Source organism: Siphonobacter sp. SORGH_AS_1065, assembly GCF_030818595.1.
In the GTDB taxonomy this organism is placed as follows: domain Bacteria; phylum Bacteroidota; class Bacteroidia; order Cytophagales; family Spirosomataceae; genus Siphonobacter.
On record NZ_JAUTAM010000004.1, the window covers coordinates 505,871 to 524,660 of the forward strand.

Here is an 18,790-nt window from a genome sequence, read left to right on the forward strand (position 1 = left end):
TATGAATCGTAAAGAATTTCTTCGTCAATCGGCTCTGGCTACGGTAGGCACCTGGCTTATTCCCGACTTTGTTAAAGCGTATGAACAGCATCAGTTGGGACAGACGCCTTCTTCCCGGAAGACGCTGGTAATCATTCAGTTTTCCGGTGGAAATGATGGATTAAATACCATCATTCCTTACCGAAACGATATTTATTACCGCGAGCGGCCCAAACTGGCCATTCCTGAGGGTAAGGTCCTGAAAATTAACGACGAGTTAGCCTTTCATCCGGCTCTGGAAAAACTTCGCCGTTGGTACGATGACGGGCGTTTTTCCATTCTCAATAATGTGGGTTACCCTAACCCTGACCGTTCGCACTTCCGGTCGATGGACATCTGGCATACCGCCAGTAACTCTAATGAATACCTAAAAACAGGCTGGATTGGGCGTTACCTCGATTCTCAGTGTTCTGGTCAATGCCAACCCTATCAGGCTCTGGAAATTGATGATCAGTTAAGTCTATCCATGAAGGGTGATCAGGTAAAAGGCTTAGCAGTGTCAGACCCGAAACGCCTGTACAATCAGACGCAAAACAGTTTTTATCAGCAACTGGCCCGGGTTAATCACGAAGAATATGAAAACGTGGATTACCTCTATAAAACGCTGGCTGAAACGATTTCTTCCGCCGATTATATTCATGCCAAGACGAAAGTTGCCAGTTCTTCCACCACCTATCCATCCCACGAATTAGGTCGTCGAATGAAAACCATTGCTGACTTTATTCGCAGCGGCGTGGACTCTCGGGTCTATTACGTATCGCACGGCAGTTTTGATACGCATGTGAATCAACAACCTCAGCAGCATAACTTATTAACTCAATACGCCGAAGCTCTTGACTCCTTCTTACAGGATTTAAAATCACAGGGTCAGCTTGATAACGTGGTCGTTATGACCTTTAGCGAGTTTGGTCGCAGGATTAAACAAAATGCATCGAACGGAACGGATCACGGAGCCGCCAATGTGCTATTTCTGGCAGGCTCGTTGCTGAAACCAGACTCCAGTCTGACGGCTTCCCCTAACCTGACGGATACGGATCAGGGAGATTTAAAGTATACCATTGACTTCCGCGATGTGTATGCCACTTTGCTGGATCGCTGGCTGGATGTTCCATCAGAAGCAATTTTGGGACGAAAATTTGCAGGTCTGAAAATGGGGTAATCTCCTCGATATCGCCTCAAAAAATCGTATTTTTGTACATGCTTCAAAAAACCCGCGGCTTAGTTCTTAATTACCTGCGTTACCGAGAAACGTCGATCATCGTCAAGATTTATACCGAGGAATTCGGCGTTCAGACCTATATCGAGAATGGAGTTCGGAGCAGCAAAGGCAAAAACAAAATTGCTCTTTTTCAGCCCCTTACCTTATTGGATTTAGTTGTCTATTTCAAAGACAGTGCCGGAATTCAGCGGATTTCCGAAATTAAGGTCAACCACCCGTACAGTACAATTCCTTTTGATATTACCAAGTCAACCATTGCCCTTTTTATTACCGAAGTACTCAGCAAAACGCTGAAGGAAGAAGCGGGTAATCCACGGTTATTTCAATTTCTTCGGGAAAGCCTAATCTGGCTGGATCAGGCAACCGAAGGATACGAAAATTTTCACCTCTGGTTTTTACTTCGGCTGAGTTTTTATCTGGGTTTCGAACCCACAACGGGCCAGCAACTGGCTCAGGAGTTAAGACTGGCAGGTTATCCCATCCACGACGAGTCGGAATTACGGAAATTGGATGAGTTGAATGTAAACCCTGAAATCCGCATAGGTCGATCATCCCGCAACTATTTACTGGAAATGGTATTGAAGTTTTATGAACTTCACGTCGATGGTATGGGTGAAGTTCGGTCCCTGGAGATTCTGCGTACGGTTTTTTCCTAATATTATTTACATTACTTAAAAACCTATAAATCAGTCTATTTAGTCGTTGTTAATCTAAATAATGCTACTACTAGAGAGAAACGTAAAACAAATTTCAACGGTAAGCTTGTCCGCTCGCTGAAATATTGCTACTTTTGCGTTCCAATTTTTGAAAAGCACTGATTTAAATAACGCAATAAGCTCATGGCTAAGAAAGGCAACCGCATTCAGGTAATCCTCGAGTGCACCGAGCAAAAGACTTCTGGCGTTCCTGGCATGTCACGATATGTCACGATGAAAAACCGGAAGAATACTACGGCTCGTATTGAACTCCAGAAGTACAACCCTTTCCTTAAAAAGCATACGCTTCACAAGGAAATCAAGTAATTTCAGACCCCAGTTATTCGTTGTTTAGGTGGTTCCTAGTCCGGCGATAACTGTCAACTGGTTAGTGATCCACTGTATAACATTTTACTGAAATGGCAAAGAAAGTAGTAGCGACCCTGAAAAAAGAAGGTGGCGTTAAATACGCTAAAATCATCAAGGCGGTGAAAAACCCAACCACAGGTGCTTATACCTTCAAAGAAGAAATCGTTCTTCAGGACGAAGCTCAAGCAGCTCTGAAAAACTAGTCTGCTGAGACTCAAAAGTCTTATTATGATCCTCCGAACGTTCTTCGGGGGATTTTTTGTTGTAGATTTGGAGTATTAGTGACTCAGACTACTTCAGTTGACCAAAATAGCCGGGTCCTAAGCATAGATAATCAAACCAAAAATGGGCTTATTCGATTTTTTCACGAAGAAAAAGGAGCAAATCCAGGAAGAACAGGCCGAGTCGCTGGACAAAGGTCTGGAAAAAACCAAAGATGGCTTTTTCTCTAAACTCAGCCGGGCCGTCGTCGGAAAATCCAAAGTAGATGACGAAGTGCTGGATGAACTGGAGGAAATTCTGATTTCTTCGGATGTGGGGGTAGAAACCACCGTCAACATTATTCGCCGGATTGAAGCCCGCGTTGCCAGAGATAAGTTCATGAATACCAGTGAGCTGGATTCCATCCTTCGGGAGGAAATCGCAGCTTTGCTGTCTGAAAACCAGTCTACCGATATTTCGGGAGATTTTGAAACGCCCCTGGGCACCAAACCCTACGTCATCATGGTAGTGGGTGTAAATGGTGTGGGGAAAACGACGACCATTGGTAAACTGGCCGCCCAATATCACAAAGCCGGAAAGAAAGTGGTGTTAGGAGCAGGTGATACCTTCCGAGCCGCCGCCGTAGAACAGTTAAAATTATGGGGTGAACGCGTAGGCGTACCCGTAATTGACCACGGCATGAACACCGATCCTGCTTCGGTAGCTTATGATGCCGTGAAACAGGGTACTGAAACTGGAGCAGACGTTGTAATCGTCGATACCGCCGGACGTTTACACACGAAGGTGAACCTGATGAACGAGCTTTCGAAAATCAAGCGGGTTATGCAGAAATTCTCTGTGGAAGCTCCACACGAGGTATTACTTGTGCTTGACGGCTCGACCGGACAAAATGCATTTATTCAGGCTCAGGAGTTTACGAAAGCTACGGAAGTGACTTCGCTGGCCATTACCAAACTCGACGGTACCGCTAAAGGCGGCGTAGTGATTGGTATTTCTGATCAGTTTAAGATTCCTGTAAAATATATTGGCGTAGGTGAGCGAATTGAGGATTTACAGGTATTCAATAAAAAAACCTTCGTCGAGAGTTTATTCAAAAAATAACTCCCATTACGAAAACCACAAAAGCTGCCGGATTATCTGGCAGCTTTTTTTAGTTTTGAATCATACCTATGAAAATTCCGGTTCAAAATATCTATTATCTGCTTTGTTACGCCTGGGACAAACTCGACGAACGTGAACTGGTTCATGTCGCCGCTGACGACCAGATTAGTTTGCTGGATTTACTAATTGAAGTATTAATCACAGCCACTCATCGTCTCTTCAGGCAAGGTTTGTTTCATGCGTATCAATCAGAAAAGGTACAACTGGCGGGCATTCGTGGGAAGTTATTACTGACGGAAAGCTTACAGAAAAATGAATTTCGGCAGGGAAGAGCCATCTGTGAGCAGGATGTTTATTCAGCGAATCAGCCCGTAAATCAGATTCTAAAGACGACGCTCAACTCTTTATTACGTCTCCCCTCTTTACCACAACAGTCCCGCATTCGTCATCTGCACATCCGCATGACGGATGTCGAGGAAATCAAACTCAACGAAACGATTTTCACTAAGGCAAGCATTCCAAGGCATCCTTCTACTTATCGTTTTGTGCTGAATGTGTGTGAATTACTTTACAAAAACTTACTAGTTAACGAAGAAAAGGGTACCTACCAGTTCAAGGATTTCTGGCGGGACGAGCGGCAAATGGCGGTTCTTTTTGAAGCATTCGTTCGAAATTTCTATCGTCACGAATTACCACAATGGAAAGTACGACGGGAAACCATTCACTGGAAATTAACCGCCAGTGAACAGGATCGCACGTTGTTACCTCTCATGCAAACCGATTTAACCCTGGAGCAAAAAGATCAGAAAATCATTCTGGATACGAAGTATTACGCCGAAACGTTTCAACGACATTTTGAATCCCGCAAGGTACATTCGCCGCATTTATACCAGTTGTTTGCTTACCTGAAAAACTATCCGGCTTCCGGCAAGCTTCGGGGCATTTTATTATATCCAACGGTTACGCAATCCGTTTCCGCTTTCTTTTCCGACGAAGCCCATCAGATTCAGGTGCAAACGCTGGACTTAAATCAGCACTGGTCGGGCATTCACCGGGATTTACTGGGATTAGTTGAGGTTAAAGATTAAATGTCTAGCGTAACCCTTGCCATCCTTTTACTATCTGTCTGGGCATCTGAATTAATGGGTTAGCCTACAATTAGTGCTGCCAGCGAAAAAGCTGGCAGCGGTCACTTCGGATATTCGTTACTAGCAACCACTTCGCAATAACGATTCAGAGGCCTATCTAATACAATGCTACCAGAATAAAAGGCGGGCTATACCGATAGTGGTTACGCTAGATGTTTAATTGTTAACATTGCCGCTGCCAGCTTTTTCGCTGGCAGCACTACCTTAGGATAATCAATTCAGGTACTAGGTATATAACTGATTGTTAATATCAGCGAAAATCATTTCTTCGCAGGGTCTTTCCACTCGTTCAATTCCACCAAGTAACCATCAGGATCGGGTAAGTAAATCTGTTTCACTCCATCAAAACGAACCTGAGCGTGATAAGCTAAGCCCTTACTTTTCAGAAAAGCTTCTGCTTGATCCATCGACTCCACAAAGACAGCAAAGTGAGAACCATTTCGATCATTATTCACCGGAACTGTACGACCGGCCAATAAATGTATCTGCTGATCTGGGCCAATTTTAAACCAGGAGCGGATCGCTTTGAGATTATCAGGGACTTCCAGCCGCTCAAGACCCAGAATTTCGGAATAGAATTTGGTAGAAGCAGGTAGATCAGCCACTTGCAAAGCCAGGTGATTATGTTTGACAATGCCTAATTTCTCCTGAGCAAAAGCAGCCCTACTCATACCTGTGAAGCAGATTATGATAAAAAGGAAACGAAATAACATGTGACTATAGATTTGAGAGGTATAAAAAAATCGTTACCTGAATTTTGACTCTCAGATAACGACTTTGTAAAAAGCTAAAACTCTTACTTATCAAGGGATAGGTAATACTTTGCTTTCTTTGAATGTCGACAAAATTACCATGGTTTGCGTGCTGGCTACTTCTTCGATTTCGTTGATTTTTTCCAGCATCAGGCGTTGATACGAAGCAATATCCTTTGAAATCACCTTTAACAGGAAGTCGCCAGAACCCGTGATGTGGTGGCATTCTACTACTTCGGGAATTTCATTGATTTTCTCAACGAAAGAATCTGTTACCTGCTTTTTGTGACCAACCAGCGTAATCTGAACGAAAGTCGTTACTCCCAGCCCTACTTTCTCACGATCGAGTTGAGCGTGGTAACTCTGAATAATCCCTGACGTTTCTAATTTCTTTACCCGTTCCAGCGTTGGAGCAGGCGATAAACCAATTTCTTTCGAGAGTTGAGCATTGGTAATTTTTGCGTTGGATTGCAGTATTTCAAGGACTTTGCGATCAATGTGATCCAGTTTCTGAAGTGTGTTCATATGGTAGTACGCAGTAAGCGAAAATATTATTTGGTGGATAGCCTGACTTTCGCTGGCAAATTTCATAAAAATACCGCGGATAAGCACAATCGTAAAATATAATTTTTTTTAATCCTAAAAAATTAGTGTAAAATCCCAATAAAAAAGCTATCTACTAAACAAATATGTTTCCTTTATGAACTTGATTTTCAGCGTAGAAAGGCCCTTTTTCTTCAAAGGGCTGCAAATGTCGTCTATTTTCACTGGCTTTTCATAGCATTTAACGGAATAATTAATTAAACTGCTTTCGTTGCCTTATTTTTTATTTGGTTACGTAATTATTAAAAAATTAAGATTTTCTCTTTGTCCTTTTCCGTGCCGACATGCGGGTTCCAGGCCTTACCTTTGTAGGGATCATCTATTTATTACATCCTTGTTTTTTCGAGAAGTCCCCGGTTTATCAGATTTAAAAAACACCCTGATTCAGTCCGTCAAGAGTCAGCATGTTGCCCACGCCCAGCTATTTCATGGGCCTTTAGGCAGTGGGAATCTGGCTCTGGCTCTGGCTTATGCCACGTACCTGAACTGCGAAGACCGGCAGGAAGACGATTCCTGCGGGCGTTGTGCTTCCTGCGTGAAGATGAAAAAACTGGCTCACCCGGATGTACATTATATCTTTCCGGTAGCGGTAACCAAGAAAATCAAGAATAATGAATCGGATGCTTTTATGCCCTTGTGGCGGGAGTTCATCGACGCTCATCCTTTCGGCACGCTGTCCGACTGGTTGACGTTTATTGGCGTAGAAGGGAATCGGCAGGGTAATATTTCGGCGGAAGAAGCCCGTAACGTTATCCGAAAAATTTCACTGAAAGCCTACGAAGGTGAATACAAGATTCTCATTCTGTGGCAACCTGAGTTACTGAATGTCTATTCGGCCAATGCTTTGCTGAAGATTCTGGAAGAACCACCCGCTAAGACCATTTTCCTACTGGTTTGCACCGATGCCAATCGTCTACTCACCACCATTATTTCCCGTACCCAACGCATTGGCATTCCTGCCTTTACTGAAACGGAAGTATCATCTTATATTCAGCAAAAACTGGGAACGGAAGAAAAGCAGGCTCGTCACGTAGCGTACCTTTCGGAGGGAAATCTGGGTTATGCTCTGGAGCTAGCCAAAGGTGAAGGCAACGAGCAACATCCCTGGTTTGCTCAGTGGATGCGGCATTGTTACCGAGGCATTCCAGCCTTTGGTGATATGCTAAAACTGGCCGATGAGTTTGATAGTCAGCCCAAAGAGCAACAAAAAGGGATGATGGAATACAGCCTGAGCGTCTTTCGGGATCTGATGCTCTGGCAAAATGGCGTGGAAGCTCTTGTGCGACTGGAAGGCGATGAGCTTACCTTCGTTCAGAATTTTTCGAAAGTAATTCCCCCCGAACGCTTACCTCTGATTACAGAGGAGTTGAACACAGCCTTTTTCCAATTGGAAAGAAATGTTCGGGCTAAAATGATTTTTCTGGATTTGTCATTAACACTGGCCAAACTTCTTCGGAAGTAAGGGCTGTTTGATAGCATACACGTATGAAAGTTAGAATTGGATCACGAGGATCGAAGCTGGCCCTCTGGCAGGCCGAATACGTGGCCGAACAACTCCGGCTGGGTGGTATGGAACCCGAAATCGTAGTGATTGATACCAAAGGCGATAAAATTCTGGATCGCTCTTTATCTAAAATTGGTTCCAAAGGCGTTTTTACGGAAGAGCTGGAAGAACAACTCCGAACGGGTGCCATTGATATTGCCCAACACTCTGCTAAAGATTTACAATCTTCGCTGGCAGATGACCTGGAAATCATCGCCTTCACACCCCGCGAAGCCGTCAATGATGTATTAATCAGTTTCAATCCAGAGTTATCGCTGGAATCGGGTGAAACTTTTGTGGTAGGTACTTCCAGCACGCGTCGCGTCGCTACGCTGAAACGGTATTACCCGCACATCAAAGTAGTAGACATGCGGGGTAACCTGCAAACTCGTCTGGATAAATTGAAAAGCGGTGTTTGCGATGCCCTTATTCTGGCTTACGCCGGTGTGCACCGCATGGGTTACGAAGAATACATTGCCGAGCATTTATCAACGGAAACCTTCACGCCCGCCGTCGGTCAGGGTAGCGTAGCCATTGAATGTGCTACTAGCCTGGACGCAGATAAAAAAGCACGCATTCGTGAGTTACTGAACGATCCCGTAACGGAAAGCTGCATTCGGGCCGAGCGTATTTTTCTGGCTACCCTACAGGGCGGTTGCAGCATTCCAGTGTTTGGACTGGCATCGCACGTGAATGGTCGCATTAGCTTAACGGCTGGGATTGTCTCACTGGATGGTCAGAAGGAGTTACGCCGCACCGAAATTGCTGATACCGCTCAGGCGAATAGTATGGCTCAGAAACTGGCCGATAAAATCGCCTCTCAGGGAGGTAATAATATGGTAAGAGAAATACGAGCCAATTTATAATACCATGCGAAAATCATCCTCTATGATGGGTCTCGGGTTAGCTTTGTTGCTTGCTCTCCCAAGCTTTGCTCAACGCAAAGGAAAAACTGGTAACTATTGAAACCAAATACGGCCCTATTCGGCTGATTTTGTTTGATCAGACGCCTAAGCATAAAGCCAACTTTTTGAAGTTAACAAAAGAGCATTTTTACGACGGCATATTATTCCACCGTGTCATTCCGACTTTCATGATTCAGGGCGGTGATCCTGAGTCGAAAAAAGCAACGCCCGACGCGATCCTAGGCTCGGGAGATATGGATTATACCATTCCGGCAGAGTTCGTGCCCGAATTGTTTCATCAACGGGGTGCTGTAGGTGCTGCCCGGGAAGATAACCCGGCCAAAGCCTCTTCGGGTTGTCATTTTTATATTGTTCAGGGGAAAACCTATGATGAGGTAACCCTGGAAACGCAGGCTAAACGGGCCGGTCGTCCTCTTACCGATGCTCAGAAAGAAGTTTATAAAACCAAAGGAGGCACTCCCCGGTTAGATGGGAATTATACCGTATTCGGACAAGTAATTGACGGAATGGCCGCCGTGGATAGCATTGCAGCTCAGCCCCGAAATGAAGCCGATCGTCCTAACGTTGATATTTCGATGATGAAGGTTACAGCTAAAAAAATGAGTAAGAAAAAAATAACCCGTCGATATGGTTATGTTTTTGCCCGTTAACTTCTCTACTTTACAGGTCTGTCTACGCTTACTTCAACTATGACTCCCAAAAAGATTTTAATTACCGGAACCAATGGCCTACTGGGTCAGAAACTGATTACACTTTTACATAAAAACCCAGATGTTCAACTGATTGCTACCGCTCGCGGGGCCAATCGCCTGCCCTTTACGGATGGGTATGAATACCGGGAAATGGACATTACCGATGCTGCTCAGGTAGCTGAAGTAATGGAAGCCGTTCAGCCCCACGCGGTTATTCATGCGGCAGCGATGACGAATGTGGACCAGTGTGAATTCGAAAAAGAATTATGCTGGAAAATGAACGTGCTGGCCGTAGAATATCTGGTAGAAGCCTGTAAAAAGTATGATACCTTCCTGTGCCATGTCTCTACCGATTTCATTTTTGACGGTGAAAACGGTCCCTATCCCGAAGACGCCATTCCTAGTCCCTTAAGTTTCTACGGCTGGAGTAAATATGCGGCTGAAGAAGTGGTGAAACGCTCGAATATTCGCTGGGGCATTGCCCGGACGGTTCTCGTCTACGGCATTGCGGCTGACATGAGTCGGAGTAATATCATTCTTTGGGTGAAAAAATCACTTGAAGAGGGAAAAACGATTAAGGTAGTTACGGATCAGTTCCGCTCTCCAACGCTGGCTGAAGACTTGGCGATGGGTTGCTGGCTGATTGCAGATAAAGAAGCTTTAGGCATCTATAATATTTCCGGAAAAGAGGTAATGACGCCTTACGAAATGGCGATTGCCACGGCAGATTACTTTGGCCTGGATAAATCATTTATTACCGAAGCTGATTCGAGCACCTTCACGCAACCCGCGAAGCGTCCTCCCCGTACAGGATTCATCCTTGATAAAGCTCGGAATGTGCTGGGTTACGAACCTCGTAGCTTTACCGAAGGCATCGCTATTTTGGCTGAACAAACTGCTGAACGCGTTTAACGTAGACTGATTACCGACGCAGATGAAACAGGGTATTCGGAACGGAATCCTGCTTCATCTGCGTTAGGTGTATACCATGAAAACCATTGAAGAGCAATTGAACATCTGGGGTCGCGAGCGTCGTCCCTGTTTGTTTGTGCTTGATTTTGAGCTTCGGCGGCCTCTACTCTGGCCCCTGGCCGAAGTGCCGCAGGATTCGGTTTGGTATAATCTGAACGGAATTTCAAACACCTCAGAAAACATCTCCGCTTCTTCGGATTTTTATTTTCACAAATTCCCCCTCTCTTTTGAGGAGTTTGATCAGAAGTTTCAAAAAGTACATCGTGAATTATTAGCCGGGAATTCATTTCTGACGAACCTAACGGCTCGTACTCGCGTGGAGACGAATCTGAGTTTTCAGGAAATTTTCCAGCGAAGTGAGGCGAAGTATAAGGTGTGGTTACGTCTTCCGAATGATTCTGACGTAGAGGAAATCGTTTGTTTTTCGCCGGAAATTTTCGTTCGTGTTCAGGATGATTCCATTTCCAGTTATCCCATGAAAGGAACGCTGGATGCGGCCCTGCCTAATGCTCGGGAGCACTTGTTAGCCGACGAAAAAGAACGCTACGAACATGCCACTATCGTGGATTTGATTCGGAATGATCTGGCTCAGGTAACAACTGAACGTTGGGTAGAACGCTTTCGCTACATCGATGAAGTGCAAACGCACGATAAAACACTATTGCAGGTAAGCTCGGAAATCAAAGGTCGGTTACCCGAAAACTGGACCGACGCATTAGGTACTTTGCTCCTGCGACTATTACCCGCCGGTTCGATTACGGGGGCTCCCAAACCTAAAACGGTAGAGATCATTCAGCAAGCCGAAGCCGAACCACGTGGGTATTACACGGGAATTGTCGGCATTTTTGATGGTAAAAATCTGGATACGGGTGTGATGATTCGTTTTCTGGAGCAAACTTCGTCAGGCACTTTTTTCCGCTCCGGCGGTGGCCTTACCTTCCGCAGTGAATCGATGAAGGAATACCAAGAGTTGATTGATAAGGTGTACGTGCCGATTTGGTGAGTTTAGTGTTTGACATTTTCTGTTTACAGGTAATGCAAACCCAAATTGTCCTTTAGGGCGATCTCTCCGCCGTAGTTGGTGTCCTCACCAGCCACGGCGGGAGAGTTCGCGTTTTAAAGGCAGATTCCTAAAAAGAGAGAAACACCCGGATTATCATCCGGGGCTATCCAGCCCGGGGCTATCCATATTGAACCCCTCCGGGGTTATACCTCCCATTTCAAACAAATCCCTTACCTTTATGGGTTTTCCCTTTCAAACCCTAAACCCTAAACCCTAAACCCTAAACCCTAAACCCTAAACCCTAAACCCTAAACCCTAAACCCTAAACCCTAAACCCTAAACCCTAAACCCTAAACCCTAAACCCTAAATGCTTCTAGAAACCATTCGCTTTCATCAGGGAGAACTGGAAAATCTGTATTACCACCAGCAACGGATTCATCGGAGTCGGAAGGAATTGTTTGGTCTGAATGATCGCTGGGATTTAGAGGAGATGATTCCCATTCCTGAAAATCTTGATGTTGAAGGGACTTACCGGTGCCGGGTGATTTACGGGTCAGAGGGTATTACACTGGTTGAATTCATTCCTTACACCATCCGCTCCATTCAAAGTTTGGAGTTAGTTACGGCTGATGCATTGGAGTATAACTACAAATTTTCCGATCGTACCTCTTTGAACGCGTTAACTGCTCAGGCCAAAGCTGATGAAGTGTTGATTGTAAAAAATGGGTTGATTACCGATACGAGCTACACAAATATTGCTTTATCCGACGGGCAGGAATGGTATACGCCGCACCAGCCTCTACTGTTAGGAACACGGCGGGCAGCTCTGTTAGCCAGCGGAATTATCATTCCTGAACGACTCTCCGCTGACGATTTGCGTTATTTTAAAGAAATCCGCCTTTTCAACGCTATGATCGAATGGCATCAGGCTCCTACTTTGCCTGTTTCAGCCATTCGTTAGTGATTAGTTTGTGGGTGTTTGTTATTCGTTTATCGCAGCTCTTTTACTAGTGTAAGCCCCCTCTTTGTCATTCAGAGCAAAGCGAAGAACCTTGTTGTTTTAGTAGCATCTTTGTTATCATTAAGTCACTTTTCACAACCTTAGTAAGTGCTCTCACTTCGTTCGAGACGACAGGCTGGAATAGATAACTTATTAAAACTCTCCACTTTTTCTGCCCTACTTCCGTTTCTTTGGCTCGTAGATGATCCGAATGAAAGAACTTACCGGATCGGAATTTTTCAGCGAAAAGCTGCTTACAAACCCTACCAATAGATTATTCTTCAGAGCAACGCGTACCTGCGGACGAATCGCGTTTTCATAGACAGGACCATTCTGACTATGGTATAACTCTACGCCAACAAAAGCCTTGCTATGCGGAATAACGTAATGCAAAGCCAGGTTTACTTCATACCCCGTTGGCTCCAGCGATTTCCCCCATTTTTTCTCCCCGCCCAGAGCCGCGTATACCAGCGTGTGTACCTGCGAGCCCCACTTTTTGGCCGCAACCATAAACGGAAAGCCTAATTCAGCCGAAAACAACTTTCCCGACTCATGATTGATTAATAACTCATTGGTATAACCCACCGCCAGCGAAGTTTGCCAGGGCTCTATCACCGCGTACGTCCATTGCAGGGAAGTTTTCAGACTTTTCATATTCAAACTACTGCTCGGGATATCGTCTGCCATGGGTACCTGAGCCTGTAGCGGCACTTCTACTTCCAGGCCCAGCCGGTTAATGGGAGCAAATTCATATTCGACGAAAGGATGCCAGTGAGCCGCCCCGCCGTGCTTGCTGAAGGAGGTTCCTACGTTCCATTCCCGTTCGCCTTTGCGGGCTCCTAAATCACGTACCAAATCCAGGTATAGAGGTTCGGCGTGAGAGATTTTAACGGGTTTTACCGGTGGTAATACCCGGCTGGAATCCGAAGTTTGAGCTTGGGTATGATAGGCAAAAAGGATAGCGAAGAAGGTCAGTAGCTTTTTCATGGCTTTGTCGATTATACCGCCAAAGCTCAGACCCGTTTCTGGAACGAATCTGGAATAAATTCTAGAATTGAATACTGATCATAAATTCTTCATGATCTGAAGAAATTTTGGGCTGATAGCCGTACGCATCACAGATGGATTTGACGATGGATAAACCCAACCCCAACGATTGTCGATGCGTGCTTTGCTTGGTAAAGCGGTTAAATAAATCTTCTGTTTTACCTGCAATGGCCCTGGCAGAATTCCGAATTTCCAGTTTATTAGGACTCAACTGAACTTTAATAAAACCACTTTCCGGCGTATGCAAATAGGCATTACGAATAAGATTTCGAACCAGAATTTCAATCAGATATTCGTTAGCCTGAACAATGATTGATTCCTCATCCGTTACCTGAATATCCAGTTGTTTATCTTCCGCCAGAAATTCATATTCATTAATCAGACGAATCACCATGGGGTTAACTTCTACGGATTCCTGCTCTCCAAACTGCTGATTATTAATCTTCGTTATCAATAACAAAGCCTTATTTAAAGCTGACAAACGTTCGAGTTGTTCCGTTAATAACCCAATTGTTAAGGCATCTTCTTCTTTTAAATCCGGGTTTTGGATTAACTGTTCCGTTTGATTCAGAGCTATCGCCAGAGGCGTCTGAATCTCATGAGAAGCATTCTCAACAAACTGTTTCTGTTGCTGGTAAGATTTCCGGTTTACCTCAGCCAGTGTGCTTACGGTTTGCGTTAATTCCTGAAATTCATAGATTGAGCTTTGGGGTAATAGTAGATGATCCTGATGATCCACGCGAAAGTTTTTCAGTTGCTCAAGCGTCTGGTAAAACGATCGCCAAAGCCTTTTTTGCAGGAGAAGATTCACTATGAACGCTAACAGAACCAGTCCTAAACAAACCCAGGCTGTGCTACGGGTAATCACCTCACCCATGTCCTCCAAGTCCAGCAATGACGTTTCAATCTGTAATTGGTAATACTTCCCCTGATGCTCAAATTTGGTTACGAGCTGCCGATGGGGCTCAATTTCGGTCTCAACCAGTTCATAGACTTCAATATCTTCGTAATGCTCTTTTAGCTTTTTGTATTCTGAAGGACTAATCGGATTAATGCGAAAATCAGCTTTCAAAGTTGAATTTTCAGGGTAACCCGAAGCAGGTAAGCTTGCCAGAATTTCCAGCTTTCGGTTCTGTAGCTCTTCATCAATTTCATCCCGTACTTCTTCGCTTACCTGATCGTAAATATATAGCCCACTAATAACCAAAGCCATTAGCAAAACAAGGGTACTAATCAGATTACTACGGGTTAATAGTCGCATATTAAATCTCTGTAGTGACGCGATTGATCGCGTTCGGGTAGCTATTGGAACTCGTTTACAGGTAATCGTAGGGGATCAGACGCGATCCATTGCGTCTCTATGTTTTTACTGGGGCGAAAATTTATAACCAATCCCATATACCGTTTGAATATTTAACTCATAACCCATCTGACTAAAACGCTTACGCAGATTTTTGATTTGTGAATAAATAAAATCATACGAATCGGCCTGGTCGATGTTATCGCCCCAAACGTGTTCGGCTAGTGCTGATTTTTTAATAACCCGGTTCTGGTTCGTCACGAAGAAGAGTAATAGGTCGAATTCCTTACGATTGAGAATCACTTCTTTTCCCTCATAAAAAACGGTTCGGGCAGTAGTATCAATCGTTAAACTGCCGACCTGCATTTCATCCGACCCTTCAAATTTTAAACGACGTAACACCGAACGCAAACGAGCATTCAACTCCGATAGATGAAAGGGTTTAGGCAAGTAATCGTCTGCTCCCAAATCCAGTCCCTTTAGTTTATCATCGAGTGAATCTTTAGCCGAAATGACGATGGCTCCCGTGGTTTTGTGTAACTTCTTTAGCTCTTCGAGTAAGTCCAACCCACTACCGCCGGGAAGCATAATATCAATCAAAACGCAATCATAGGCGTAGACACCGATTTTCTCTTCGGCTTCCTCATAGGTCGTGGCAAGCTCACAGACGTGACCTTCGTTGATTAAAAAACTGGAAATCGTCTGATACAGTCCGGGCTCGTCTTCGATCAATAATAGTTTCATTGGATTGGAATTAAAGCTTAAAATTGGGTTCAAATTCTGGAAACAATCTGAAATTAATTTAGACGCCTGCTTTCAGACAAGTAAATCGCCGCTGCCTGAGTAACTGGCACGGACTTATACAGTTTTTATGTACACCTTTGCCCGGAAAACATTAATCCATTCCGTCATCTGAACCTATGAAATCTATTATTCGGAAATTTCTGAAGATGGTCGACGTGTTCGGATTTTTCGAACGTGATCCTTTCGGAAACCTCTTTTTCACCAAACGTCTGCTCATCGCCAGCCTGGGTTCCCTAACCTGGAGTCGGCTGATGTGGGTAAATAAAACCAAAATTCAAGGAACAGAATACCTCGAAAAATTACCTGAAAACGGCGTTCTGTTTTTGTCCAACCATCAAACCTACTTTGCCGATGCAACCTGCCTCTATCACATCTTTTGCAGTGTAAAATGGGGCTTTCGAAACTGGATTGGCCTCCCCATTTACCTACTCGCTCCACGGGCCCGGATGTATTACGTGGCGGCATCAGAAACGATGAAAGACAGCGGCCTGATCCCAAAGATCTTTGCTCAGGCCGGGGCTATTACCATTAACCGTTCCTGGCGGGCCAAAGGACAGGATGTCAAACGAGAGGTAGATCATTCGGCCACTGACAAAATCGGCTTAGCTCTTTCGGATGGCTGGGTTATTAGCTTTCCCCAGGGTACCACCAGCCCTTACGCCCCAATCCGAAAAGGTACGGGTCATTTGATTAAAGATCACAATCCCATCGTGGTTCCGGTGGTGATTAATGGTTTCCGCCGGGCATTCGATAAAAAGGGATTATTGCTCAAAAAACGGGGCACTCAGCTTTCGGTTACTTTTAAAGAACCTATTCGTTTTGATTCGAACCTAAGTGTGGAAGAAATTGTCAGTAAGGTAGAGGAGTTTCTGGAACAGGACTATCCCGAAGGTAAACAGTGGTACGTGAAAAAACAGGCCGAAAAGGCGTCGTCATAGGGTCATTAGAGTAACGTTTGAGTTGGTTAGAAGGGTTTGAAGTTTGATTTTGTTTGAGGCGTTTGAAAGTAGAAAAAGAATTTAACGAATGTTGAACCCTTTTCTAACTAAATCAAACCCAATAAAACGTTACTGCTTTCTGGGATTTTTTCGGCCTGATTCCGGGCTTTCCTTCTAATTTTGAAGAATCCTGTATTGACCTTCCCGTTATGTCATCTATCCAATACGAATACAAACCAGACAATCACCTTCGCTCTGATCCCAACAAGTACAAACTGGAGGATTTGCGATCGGAAGAAATGATTTTGAGTCTGGGGCCTCAGCACCCTTCTACTCACGGGGTACTGCGTCTTGAAGTCATCAGTGATGGCGAAGTAATCGTCGATGTGGTTCCTCACCTGGGTTACCTACATCGCTGCTTTGAAAAACACGCGGAAAACCTGCCCTTTAACCAGACCATTCCCTTTGTGGATCGGATGGATTACCTGGCGGCAATGAATTCCGAACACGTCTACGTGATGGGTATCGAAAAAATGCTGGGCATTGAAAACGATATTCCGAAGCGGGTGGAATACATCCGGGTTTTGGTGGCGGAAATGAACCGTCTGGCTTCGCATTTTGTCGCCATCGGTACGTATGCTCTGGATATTGGGGCCTATACGCCTTTTCTCTGGCTCATGCGGGACCGCGAACACATTCAGCGAATGCTGGAATGGACGACGGGTGCCCGCATGCTTTACAACTACATTTGGATTGGAGGCTTGTTTTATGACTTACCCGTGGGTTTTGAAGATCGCTGCCGCGAGTTTATTACCTACGTGAAGCCTAAACTGATTGAGCTACAGCAACTGGTAATTGAAAACGAAATCTTCGTTCGCCGGACGGCTAAGGTAGGGGTATTGCCTCTGCCGTTAGCGATTGATTATGGTTGTACCGGGCCCGTTCTTCGCGGTTCGGGCTTACGCTGGGATTTACGGAAAGTGGATAACTATTCAGTATATCCAGAATTGGACTTCAATATTCCCATTGGTGAGGGAAAAATGGGTACCGTCGGTGATTGCTGGGATCGGAATTACGTTCGGGTGCTGGAATGCTGGGAATCCGTTAAAATCATTGACCAATGTCTGGAACAGCTAACGGGCAAGTATACTCGTACCAAAGACTTTGATCCTCAAGCGGTTGTTCCAAAGAAGATTCGTCCGAAAGCTATGGATTTCTACGCTCGCGGCGAAGGAGCCAAAGGTGAACTAGGTTTTTATATTCGTACGGACGGAAAATCGGACGTTCCCATTCGTATGAAGTCACGCGGGCCTTCGTATCATAATCTTTCGGTTATTTCAGAAATCAGTCGCGGAGCTTTAATGGCTGATTTAATAGCCATCATTGGTTCGCTGGATTTGGTAATGGGCGAGGTAGATCGGTAGCGTTCTGTGTTTAGGGTTTAGAGTTTTGTGTTATTATTGTTCTTCATTTACCGTGGCTGGTGTAAACACCAGCCACAATTATTTATAGTTCTTGACGATTCCTGCCCTGGTAGGGAATTTTCAGTTATTGCTGGTGGATTCTCCTTTGAAGTTTATAACTTAGTTGGGTTAGCGTTTTGAGTCAAGGCATATACTTAACTCAAAAGAACAGCCTTCGGGGAGTTATAGCATACAAACCAAGCCTAAACCGCAGCGGCGGCCGCTCAAAACCCAAAATATCTCATGTTTCAACTCGACCCCGACCGTAATTACCCTAAAAAAACTGAATCGCATTCCCTTATTCGTTTTCAGGACTGCGACCCAATGCAGCATCTGAATAATGCCAAGTATCTGGATTATTACTTCAACGCCCGCGAAGACCAGCTTTTTTCGATTTACGGTTTCACGATAGATTACCCTTTCCGCAAGTATCAATCTGCCTGGGTAGTGTACAACCATCAGATTGGTTACGTCCGCCCCGCCCGCGTTAGTGAATGGGTGACCATCATTGCCAGTATCATTTATTACGATGATGATACGATGGTAACGGAATACGTGATGACGAATGAGAATAAGACGGAATTGAAAAATGTATTATGGTCCACGATGAAATACGTTTCTGTTCTGAATGGCAAACGCATGACGCATCAGGAGGACATTGCCCATTTTTTGAAAATAGCCACCGTAGAAGGTGTGGATTATCCTAACGTTTCCTTCAACGAACGGATTAAACAGATCAAAACTGCCTTAGCCGAAGGGCGGTATTAACCCATCTTTGTAGAGACGCGACTTTATCGCGTCTGGGGATGAATCGATGTTTCGAGGATATTTTAAAATCCAGAAAATAGTAAGAATAACCGAACGTCCCTTGGAGATACAGTCATTTTTTAGTCCAAGTTTCCAACGCGGATGGGTGAGAGTAGCGTCTGCGACGCTGAAATGTTACCAAGACT

At 44.7% G+C, this 18,790-nt stretch carries 20 protein-coding genes; 15 read left to right on the forward strand and 5 right to left on the reverse strand.

Translation table 11 applies throughout. The features are described from left to right. The first annotated feature begins 1 nt into the window (after position 1). From QE390_RS02820 to QE390_RS02845, 6 genes are all read left to right on the forward strand, one after another. Entirely contained in the window at positions 2-1,198 is a 1,197-nt protein-coding gene (locus QE390_RS02820) for a DUF1501 domain-containing protein (RefSeq protein WP_307141010.1), read from the forward strand. 38 nt (positions 1,199-1,236) lie between these two features. Then, positions 1,237-1,914 carry a DNA repair protein RecO gene (recO, locus tag QE390_RS02825; RefSeq protein WP_106635174.1) on the forward strand — a complete coding sequence of 226 codons (678 nt, stop codon included), beginning with the start codon at positions 1,237-1,239 and terminating at the stop codon, positions 1,912-1,914. A 183-nt stretch (positions 1,915-2,097) separates the two neighbouring features. Continuing rightward, a complete protein-coding gene (rpmG, locus tag QE390_RS02830) occupies positions 2,098-2,280 on the forward strand; it encodes a 50S ribosomal protein L33 (protein ID WP_106635173.1) in 183 nt (60 codons plus the stop codon). A gap of 92 nt (positions 2,281-2,372) precedes the next feature. Further along, complete coding sequence (locus QE390_RS02835; protein WP_106635172.1) at positions 2,373-2,525, forward strand: DUF4295 domain-containing protein; 153 nt, start codon at positions 2,373-2,375, stop codon at positions 2,523-2,525. Positions 2,526-2,667: 142 nt separating this feature from the next. Further along, positions 2,668-3,645 (forward strand): signal recognition particle-docking protein FtsY, encoded by a 978-nt coding sequence (ftsY, locus tag QE390_RS02840; protein ID WP_106635171.1) that lies wholly within the window; start codon positions 2,668-2,670, stop codon positions 3,643-3,645. A gap of 68 nt (positions 3,646-3,713) precedes the next feature. After that, positions 3,714-4,733, forward strand: a complete 1,020-nt coding sequence (locus tag QE390_RS02845; RefSeq protein ID WP_307141011.1) for a hypothetical protein — start codon at positions 3,714-3,716, stop codon at positions 4,731-4,733. 320 nt (positions 4,734-5,053) lie between these two features. Here QE390_RS02845 and QE390_RS02850 read toward each other — a convergent pair whose 3' ends face one another. Together QE390_RS02850 and QE390_RS02855 are read right to left on the reverse strand one after the other, a co-directional pair. Beyond that, positions 5,054-5,464, reverse strand: a complete 411-nt coding sequence (locus QE390_RS02850) for a VOC family protein (RefSeq protein ID WP_232793550.1) — start codon at positions 5,462-5,464, stop codon at positions 5,054-5,056. Between the two features lie 132 nt (positions 5,465-5,596). Then, positions 5,597-6,070 (reverse strand): Lrp/AsnC family transcriptional regulator, encoded by a 474-nt coding sequence (locus tag QE390_RS02855; RefSeq protein WP_094808287.1) that lies wholly within the window; start codon positions 6,068-6,070, stop codon positions 5,597-5,599. A gap of 412 nt (positions 6,071-6,482) precedes the next feature. Between QE390_RS02855 and QE390_RS02860 the strand changes: the two genes are divergently transcribed. The 6 genes from QE390_RS02860 (at position 6,483) to QE390_RS02885 (ending at position 12,246) form a co-directional block, all read left to right on the forward strand. Beyond that, complete coding sequence (locus tag QE390_RS02860) at positions 6,483-7,610, forward strand: DNA polymerase III subunit delta' (RefSeq protein ID WP_307141012.1); 1,128 nt, start codon at positions 6,483-6,485, stop codon at positions 7,608-7,610. Between the two features lie 23 nt (positions 7,611-7,633). Next, entirely contained in the window at positions 7,634-8,557 is a 924-nt protein-coding gene (gene hemC / locus QE390_RS02865) for a hydroxymethylbilane synthase (RefSeq protein WP_307141013.1), read from the forward strand. A 65-nt stretch (positions 8,558-8,622) separates the two neighbouring features. After that, positions 8,623-9,267, forward strand: coding sequence for a peptidylprolyl isomerase (locus QE390_RS02870; RefSeq protein WP_307141014.1), 645 nt, complete (start codon positions 8,623-8,625; stop codon positions 9,265-9,267). A 39-nt stretch (positions 9,268-9,306) separates the two neighbouring features. Then, positions 9,307-10,221, forward strand: a complete 915-nt coding sequence (locus QE390_RS02875; protein WP_106635165.1) for an SDR family oxidoreductase — start codon at positions 9,307-9,309, stop codon at positions 10,219-10,221. A gap of 76 nt (positions 10,222-10,297) precedes the next feature. Then, complete coding sequence (locus QE390_RS02880; protein WP_307141015.1) at positions 10,298-11,284, forward strand: aminodeoxychorismate synthase component I; 987 nt, start codon at positions 10,298-10,300, stop codon at positions 11,282-11,284. Between the two features lie 368 nt (positions 11,285-11,652). Beyond that, positions 11,653-12,246, forward strand: a complete 594-nt coding sequence (locus QE390_RS02885) for an aminotransferase class IV (protein WP_307141016.1) — start codon at positions 11,653-11,655, stop codon at positions 12,244-12,246. A 216-nt stretch (positions 12,247-12,462) separates the two neighbouring features. On the opposite strand, the gene QE390_RS02890 is transcribed toward QE390_RS02885, so the two are convergent. The 3 genes from QE390_RS02890 to QE390_RS02900 all read right to left on the reverse strand — a co-directional run bounded on the left by QE390_RS02890 (position 12,463) and on the right by QE390_RS02900 (position 15,376). Continuing rightward, the gene (locus QE390_RS02890; protein WP_307141017.1) at positions 12,463-13,272 is read right to left on the reverse strand and encodes an HAEPLYID family protein; all 810 of its coding nucleotides are present in this window, start codon (positions 13,270-13,272) and stop codon (positions 12,463-12,465) included. A 61-nt stretch (positions 13,273-13,333) separates the two neighbouring features. Further along, on the reverse strand, positions 13,334-14,593 hold the full coding sequence (locus QE390_RS02895) for a HAMP domain-containing sensor histidine kinase (protein WP_307141019.1): 1,260 nt from the start codon (positions 14,591-14,593) through the stop codon (positions 13,334-13,336). 105 nt (positions 14,594-14,698) lie between these two features. Then, positions 14,699-15,376, reverse strand: a complete 678-nt coding sequence (locus tag QE390_RS02900; protein WP_307141020.1) for a response regulator transcription factor — start codon at positions 15,374-15,376, stop codon at positions 14,699-14,701. A gap of 176 nt (positions 15,377-15,552) precedes the next feature. On the opposite strand from QE390_RS02900, the gene QE390_RS02905 reads away from it, so the two are divergent. The 3 genes from QE390_RS02905 to QE390_RS02915 all read left to right on the forward strand — a co-directional run bounded on the left by QE390_RS02905 (position 15,553) and on the right by QE390_RS02915 (position 18,605). Next, positions 15,553-16,374, forward strand: coding sequence for a 1-acyl-sn-glycerol-3-phosphate acyltransferase (locus QE390_RS02905; RefSeq protein ID WP_307141021.1), 822 nt, complete (start codon positions 15,553-15,555; stop codon positions 16,372-16,374). A gap of 209 nt (positions 16,375-16,583) precedes the next feature. After that, positions 16,584-17,798, forward strand: coding sequence for an NADH-quinone oxidoreductase subunit D (locus QE390_RS02910; protein ID WP_307141022.1), 1,215 nt, complete (start codon positions 16,584-16,586; stop codon positions 17,796-17,798). A 282-nt stretch (positions 17,799-18,080) separates the two neighbouring features. Then, positions 18,081-18,605, forward strand: a complete 525-nt coding sequence (locus tag QE390_RS02915) for a thioesterase family protein (protein ID WP_307141023.1) — start codon at positions 18,081-18,083, stop codon at positions 18,603-18,605. Positions 18,606-18,790: the final 185 nt, after the last annotated feature.